Source organism: Alteribacillus sp. HJP-4 (genome assembly GCF_042139015.1).
GTDB lineage: Bacteria > Bacillota > Bacilli > Bacillales > Marinococcaceae > JBHIKY01.
Map to the genome: position 1 here is coordinate 65,159 of NZ_JBHIKY010000019.1, position 8,240 is coordinate 73,398.

Annotated in this window: 4 protein-coding genes; 2 read left to right on the forward strand and 2 right to left on the reverse strand. The window is 42.0% G+C overall.

The annotated features are described in order from the left end of the window. Positions 1–191: 191 nt before the first annotated feature. Both ACE4RR_RS16020 and ACE4RR_RS16025 read right to left on the reverse strand, forming a co-directional pair. On the reverse strand, positions 192–1,814 hold the full coding sequence (locus ACE4RR_RS16020; protein ID WP_375536440.1) for a thiamine pyrophosphate-binding protein: 1,623 nt from the start codon (positions 1,812–1,814) through the stop codon (positions 192–194). 18 nt (positions 1,815–1,832) lie between these two features. Then, on the reverse strand, positions 1,833–4,619 hold the full coding sequence (locus ACE4RR_RS16025; protein WP_375536441.1) for a sensor domain-containing phosphodiesterase: 2,787 nt from the start codon (positions 4,617–4,619) through the stop codon (positions 1,833–1,835). A 263-nt stretch (positions 4,620–4,882) separates the two neighbouring features. On the opposite strand from ACE4RR_RS16025, the gene ACE4RR_RS16030 reads away from it, so the two are divergent. Then, entirely contained in the window at positions 4,883–5,899 is a 1,017-nt protein-coding gene (locus ACE4RR_RS16030) for an ABC transporter substrate-binding protein (protein WP_375536442.1), read from the forward strand. A gap of 3 nt (positions 5,900–5,902) precedes the next feature. Next, positions 5,903–7,936 carry an iron ABC transporter permease gene (locus ACE4RR_RS16035; protein ID WP_375536443.1) on the forward strand — a complete coding sequence of 678 codons (2,034 nt, stop codon included), beginning with the start codon at positions 5,903–5,905 and terminating at the stop codon, positions 7,934–7,936. Positions 7,937–8,240 lie beyond the last annotated feature (304 nt).

Genomic DNA, 8,240 nt, shown 5'->3' on the forward strand with positions numbered 1-8,240 from the left:
AACAGTGCATAGGCCATAATTACGCTCGTTACTATAAGTCCTGCTGCCAGACCAAGAATGGCAACAATATCTACAGACATCATATGGACCCCTCCTCTATTCCTTCTCACAGAGTCAAGATACTATCATTATGTACCCTTTTGTCTAATTATTCAAACTATTTTTGCAGAGTCGGGCGCCTCCGCCTCTTATTACTTGCTGAACGACTGTAGAAATTTTACCCGGTCTCCCATCGGAGGAACATTTTCGTCTACTAATTCTATTTCGAGGAGGGCAGGTCCTGTGTCTGGAAAAATTATTGACGGAAGCTTATCAATATCCTTCATGTTACTTATCCGCATTGCAGGAATATTCATTGCTTCAGCTAGAGCTGTTATGTTTACTGGAAGCTGGCTGAAGCGTTCATGAACCCGCTTGTATTGAAGTTTATGACCATGGTGGACCATCCCAAGCCTGGCATTGTTCATGATTATAAATAAGACTGGAAGACCATATTCTTTTGCTGTTAATATTTCCATTCCGTGCATAAAGAAGCACCCATCACCTGTTATACATACTGTAGGTTTCTGTGGATCGGTAACTGCTGCTCCTATCGCTCCGCCTACAGCACTTCCCATAGCACCAAAGTGCACATTGACATCGAAGGTTCCACTTTCCTTCACTCTCATATAATGAATAACATAAGACATAAATTCTCCAATATCGATAAAATACCTGCTGCTTGACGGCAGAATATCCTGCAGAGCTGAAAGTACGTTTTGTGTGTTGTATTCCAAGGATCCCATTCTTTTTGAGGACTGCTTAACTGGGAATTTCTTATAACTATTATTTCCACACCGCTCTAAAAGCGAATGTAAAAGAGCTTGAATTTCAGAGTGTACATTCATGTCTGCAGCATATTTTCTGTTAAATACATCCTTGTCACGATCAACATGTATCACATATTTATTTTGAGTTAGTATAGGATTCCAATTATTAGTGGCTGTCTCGCCCAGACTGGAGCCTAGTATAATAACAGCTGAGTAAGTGGGGTCCTCCAATAATTGTGTTGAAGAGGTATGACCTGCAAAACCAAATATTCCTTTATACAAAGGATGATTATCACAAATAAGTCCTTTGGCCTGAGGAGAAGTAATAATCGGCCATTCAAATCGTTCTGCCAATTTACGTACCTCAGCAGCAGAATTTAATGCCCCCTGCCCTGCGAAAATGACACCTTTCGATCCGCTCATCGTTTGAAGAATCTGTTCCACGATACTTTCTCCTGCTTTCGCTGGAATAGCACGGGATACACCGCTCACAACCGGCCTCTCAATCTCAGCCATCTGTAAATCAATCGGCATTGCGATATGGACCGGCCCCGGAACCCCATCTAATGCAATAGAGACCGCTTTTGAAATCTTTTCCATAAACTCTTCTTTTGTTCGAATAACTTCACTGTATTTTGTTACTTCTCTAAAGCAGGGAGCTGCATTTAATTCTTGTGATGCATTGAGTCCCTGCGAAGCAACCGGGACAGCACCTGTCAAGAACAAAACCGGCTGCTGCTCGCGCATTGCATTTGCTGCTCCGCTTACTAAATTAGTGGCTCCCGGCCCGCTGCTGCCTATACAGACGGCAAGAGATCCTGAATACTTAGCATAGGCAGAAGCCATATAACCTGCAGCACCTTCGTGTTTTGTAATGAAAGGCTCAATTTCTTCATGATTATACAATTCATCGAAAACGGCATTCACAGAACCTGCTGGAATTCCAAAGATATGACGAACACCTATCCCTTTCAAAAATAAAATTAACCATTTCGCTGCTCGCATTGCATGCCTCCCTCAATTTTATATTTGAAAATACAATAATTCCATTTCTTCTGCTGTTATTGGAGAGCTGTATAAAAAGCCCTGGGCCTGATAACAACCTCTTTCAAGTAAGTAGGCAGCCTGTTCATGTGTTTCAACCCCTTCAGCAAGAACCTCCATATTAAGGTTTTCAGCAAGTGTAATAATTGTATCTGTAATGGCAGCATTCTTTTTTTCCAATTCCATACTGCTTACAAAAGTTTGGTCAATTTTTAACAATGTAATTGGAAAATCTTTTAAATATCGAAGGGAGGAATAGCCCGTTCCAAAATCATCAATGGCAAGTCTTATTCCCATTTCAATCAACTCTTTCATTTTCATAGCAGTGTCTTTATTTTGTTTCATTAGCAGATGTTCTGTAATTTCCAGTTCTAATACAGATGCCATTATATCTTCTTCGTATATAATATTTTTGATAGTTTCAACAAAATTTTGATTTCTGAAATGGAGCGGCGAAATATTCACTGCAACTTTTCCTATCGTTAGACCGTGTTCGTTCCATATTTTAACCTGTCTGCATGTTTGGAGGAGCACCCAATTTTCTATGGAAATAATCAGCCCCGTTTCCTCGGCAAGGGAAATAAATCTGCCTGGCTGAAGCTTTCCATATACAGGATGATTCCAGCGAAGCAGTGCTTCTGCTCCAATAATTTTATTTTTTTCAATATCAAATTGCGGCTGATAATAAATTTCAAACTCTTCATAATCTAAAGCTTTAAATAAGGCGTTTTCAAGTTTAAGACGTTCCATCATTTCTGCTTCCATTTCAGGCTGATAGTAACGGTAATGATTGCCTCCGTTTTCTTTACATCGATACATTGCCGAGTCTGCATTTTTTAGAAGCCCTTCTACTGTATGGGAATCTAAAGGATAAATACTTATCCCAATACTAGTTGTCATATAATGCTCTACATTATTGATGATAAAAGGCTGCTGAAATGCCTGAATAATGGCTGAAGCCTTATGATGCATGCTTTCTTTTGAGAGAAGATAAGGGCTGAGGATAGTAAATTCATCGCCCCCCTGCCTGGAAATGGTATCAAACCCATCTAAGACTTCTTCTAGACGAAATGCAACCTTTTTTAAGAGACTGTCTCCGTGGTCATGGCCAAGCGAGTCGTTTACTTTTTTAAAACGATCCAGGTCAAGAAACATAACTCCAAGAGACTCCTTTTGTTTTTCTGCGTAAGCTAAAGCCTGAACCATTCTATCTTTAAACAGCAGCCGGTTCGGCAGCCCGGTGAGATGGTCATAATAGGCATGATATCTAATTTTTTCTTCCATTTGTTTTCTGGAGGTTATATTTCTGAATGTAATCACATACCCAGTCATTTCGTCATGCCTGCGAGTTGCTGTTACGGCAAATTCCGCTGGAAAGCTTGTACCGTTTTTTCGGATGAACGTGTCTTCCCTCCTTGCCTGGGAGGATAAGGCTTCCCGCTGCAGAATAGAAGTCGTAGAAGTAAAGCGTGAGGAGAAGATGTCCCTTATATTTCTCCTTCTAAGCAATTCTTCACTTTCATAGCCGAGCATCTGCAGTGCTGCCGGATTCGAAAATGTGATACCGCCCTGCAGATTAACCCCAAAGATCCCTTCCGCCGCAGCATCGAGAATCATTGCTTTTTCATTCCCGACTTTTTCAAGCTCATTGACAGCGCGTTTAAGCTCTTCATTCTTTTTTTGAAGAGCTGAAGTACGGTCGTCAATGAGCGCATCCTGCTTTTCCATATAAATAAGATTTGCTAGTACAGGAGCAGTTGCATCCACAATTGACTGGATCATTTCTTGTTCATTTATTGAATAATGTTTTACTTTTTCATTGATTAACTGAACGATTGCAACAGTACCAATCACTCCCCCCATCGATATTAGAGGCAGGATAAATATACTTTTTAGCCCGAAACGTTCAATCGCTTCTTTACTTGGCCGTTGATCAACACTGACATCCGGTACAAAGATGCTTTTTCGGGTACGGATGACATCTTTGAACAGTAAATCTTCATGAAAGTTCACATTTAGTTTACTATGAGTTTTTTTCCAGTCTAGCTCTGTCCAAGAGCTTTTTTTACTGAGCATGGCCGGTTTAATGCTTTCCCCGGAAGAAGGATCTACAAAATGTATTCCGATATTATTATTATGTAAAGTTTTTGCAATATAATTAAAGCATTCTTCAATAACTTCTGTAACTGTAGCGCACATAGAAAGGCTATTCGTTACGTCGAGAATCAGCTGCTTTTCATTAATTAAATATTCTTTTCTCTGCAGTTCTTTTGCATTACGCAAGGCGACCGCAGCCATATTTACATATGCTTCCACTGCTTCAACTTCGGAGCGCTCCAGCTCAAGATACATATTATAATTAAATAAAAATACAAGCCCGAAAATTTCCTCTTCGAATGCAATAGGCAGTACAAGCAGAGATTTAATTTTAAAATTACCCACAGCCTCATCGTCCGGCCTTGAATCGGACTCTGTTTTAGGGATATACACCGTCTCCCTGGTGTTGATTACATGACGCACGAGACTATCTTTTTTTGGGTCAATAACCTGGTCGTCCAGCGTCATTCCATTTAATTCCTGCGGTTTTCCGACAAATCCACGGAAAGTATGATCAGACTGCGGAAGATAAATCCCGACCGAATCACAGCGTACTACTTCTTCTGAAATAGCTTCTACGACGTGTTCGAGAACTTCTTTTAATTCTAGTTTTGTATTTATTAACTGGGTAATTTGGGCAAGTCTTGCGTATTTTCTTTCTTCAGACATATGTCTTTTCCCCTCCCACGTCTTCAGCCTTGAATGGAAAGCCCGCATCTTCTGTATACAATTTTCTACAAAACTTGCATAGTTCCTTTGTTTTATAAGAAGAAAAGTATAAAATTTTTGCACTTATTTCTAATATCGACACGTGACAAAATTCATACATGGAAAATAAGTGTTGTTTTATTAGATTTCATTGACCTTCTCTTCAATAAGTAGTATTATATTATTTGATAATGAGAATCTTTATCAATAAGGGAGAGAAACTTATGAAAATACGTTACATAATTGTTTTAATGCTTACTTTCTTTCTCGCTCTTGGTGCCTGCAGCCAGGGAGGAGAAGAAGATGGCGGGGGTAACAGCGAAAACGGGGACAGCGAAAATACTTCTGAAGAAGAAAGCAGCAGTGAATCTGTTACAATTGAGGACGCGGTGGGAGAAACTGAATTAGAAGAAACCCCTGAAGATATTGTTGTGCTAGAATGGGTTTATGCAGAGGACTTACTCGCTCTTGGTGTGCAGCCAGCCGGAGTGGCTGATGTGGCAGGTTATGAAGATTGGGTTAACATTGAACCTGAGTTGTCTGAGGATGTTACGGACGTCGGGACCCGCCAGGAACCAAGTCTGGAAGAGATAGCCAAGCTTGAGCCGGATTTAATAATCACTGCAGCTTCACGGCATGGAGCAATCAGTGATGAATTGAACGATATAGCACCTACACTTATGTTTGAGCCTTACCCTGAAGAAGGGGAGGGTGATCAATACGAAGAAATGGAAACTACTTTTAATGAAATTGCAAAAGCTGTTGATAAAGAAGATGAAGCCGAAACAGTGCTGTCTGATCTCGACGGTGCCTACGAAGATATCGCCGCCGAGCTTGAAGAAAGCGATTATAATGACACAGAAATCGTATTATCACAAGCCTTTAGTGCAAATGAAAATGCAGCACTGCGTTTGTTTACAGATAATTCAATGGTTATGCAAATTCTCGAGAATATCGGTCTGCAGAATGCTTATGATGGAGAATCTTTTGAAGTTTATGGTTATACGGAAACTAGTGTTGAGGCATTAGAACCATATCAGGACGCAGAATTTATGTACATTGTTCAGGAAAACGATAACGTATTTGAAAATCAACTGGCAGACAATTCAGTATGGAATGGTTTAAACTTTGTCGAAGAAGAACGTACACATGCCTTGCCAGGAGACACTTGGACGTTTGGCGGCCCTCTCGCAGCAGAGGTTTTTGCCAGAGAAGCAGCAAACTCATTGTCAGGAGAATAACCCATGAGTAATACCTCACCATATATAAAGGCTGTCCTTATCTTCGGAGGGGGGACAGCCCTCTTATTTGTAATTGCATGTCTTCATTTACTGCAGAGCACTGAGAATATAAATTTATCTATTGTCTGGGAAGCAGTATTGAACGACGGTAATACTCTCGAACATAATATAGTGCGCAGTATTTATTTACCGAGGATAGTTCTTGGAGTCTTATCAGGATTTGCCTTAGCAGGTGCAGGGCTGATTTTCCAGACGCTGACCCGCAATCCCCTTGCTTCACCAAGCACTCTTGGTGTCAACGCTGGAGCATATTTTTTTGTAGTGGCCGGCACCGTTGCTGGACCGACCTGGATTAGTGGAAATGGGTTTGTACTGGCATTTACAGGGGGAGCTCTTGCTGCTCTGCTAGTATTTTTTATGGCTGGAGGAAAACAGGCTACGCCCGTGCGCATGGCGCTGGCAGGAATGGTGCTTACCTTAATGTTTTCCTCGTTTACTTCTACTTTGCAGATATTTTTTGAAAATGAAACTGCCGGGTTGTTTTTATGGGGAAACGGCACTCTCGTGCAGCAGGACTGGAGCGGGATACAATTCATTCTTCCCTGGCTTGCAGTAATTTTTATTTTCCTTACATTTTTATGCCGGAAAATGGACCTGCTTTTACTCGGAGTTGACCAGGCTAAAACACTCGGAGAAAAAACTGGTTTGATTCAAACACTTATGTTTTTCTGCGCTGTAGGTCTGGCTGCTCTCGTGGTGAGTGTCGCAGGACCTATTGCTTTCATTGGGCTGATCGCTCCTCATTTAATGAGATTAGCAGGATATCAGCTTCACGGCATGCTGCTTCCGGCTTCGATGATATGGGGGGCAAATCTACTTCTGGGGGCGGATGTGCTTGGAAGGTATATTGATCCTTCCTTAAATGAGCTCCCCGTTGGTTCTATCACTGCCCTGATAGGAGCGCCATGGCTGATATGGTTAATTCTGCGGTATAAAAATAATTTCTTTGGAGGCGGCGCGAAGGAAACAGTCTCCCCGGGGAATGCTTCCTCCCCTGTCCCGTATCCATTGATTGTTATCGGATCAGGCGCTTTACTTGTTCTATCATTTTTTGGAGGGCTCGCAGGGGGAAACGATGGTTTTGCTGTTATAGAAACATGGAATGCCTTATTTACAGATGAATCATCGGGACAACGTTATATCGTGTATGACCTTCGCCTTGGAAGAGTCCTTTCGGCTGCATTCGCAGGTGCATTGCTTGCACTGAGCGGACTCCTATATCAAGGAATTCTGCGGAATCCACTTGCAGATCCTTCGATTATAGGTGTAACTTCAGGAGCAGGAGTCGGGGTCCTGTCAATTATGTTTGTATTCACCAGCCTTTCTGCTTCCTGGTATCCTGCCGGAGCAATTATCGGAGCCTTCCTATCTGTCGGTCTTGTATTATTTTTCTCATGGAAAACGAGGTTTGAACCAGCAGTACTTGCATTAATAGGTATTGCCCTGTCTGCTGCCGGCGGAGCAATAACGCAAATTTTGATCACTCGATCTAATATGAATGCTGCTTCCGCCCTTACTTGGCTTTCTGGAAGTACGTACGCTTCCGGGTTCAGTGAATTACAGCAATTTTTGATCTGGCCGATCATTATATTAATTCCAGCAGTAATTTACATGATGAATACGATGAATATTCTTTCCCTTGGAGATAATACAGCGATAGGCCTCGGTGTGAAAACTGGCTTTACTAGATCTCTTATTGCTATTTTAGCCACTCTCTCTGCAGCAATGGCCGTTGCCGCTGTCGGTACAATTGGCTTTGTTGGACTCGTGGCGCCTCATCTGGCACGGCTGCTTGCCGGTCACGATAACCGTAAGATATGGCCGATCACTCTTCTATTGGGAGCTGCTTTGCTTGTGGCAGCGGATACTGCAGGAAGGATGGTGCTTGCTCCAAAAGAAATACCTTCCGGTCTCGTAGCAGCTGTCATCGGGGCCCCATTTTTCTTATGGCTAATGGCCCGTAAACCAAAACAGTAATAAACATTAACAATTGACCCGGAAAATGGCAGGCGGCCAAAAAAACAACGAGGCTGCCGGCTGATGAAAGAGTTCTATATATAAGATAATGCCTGACGGAAGCCACAGCCGGTACTCTCCGGACGCTGAATCCGCTATTTTCTCCAAACAGCATGGGTTTTGACTTTGCCGGACATGGTGCTGTTAGTATGATTGGTAGACACCTCTATAACGGAATGGCATCATCATACCAAGGAGGGGTTCACATGGGTGAACAACGGCAACGTTATAGTGAAAAATTCAAAAAAGAAACGGTTCGATTTGT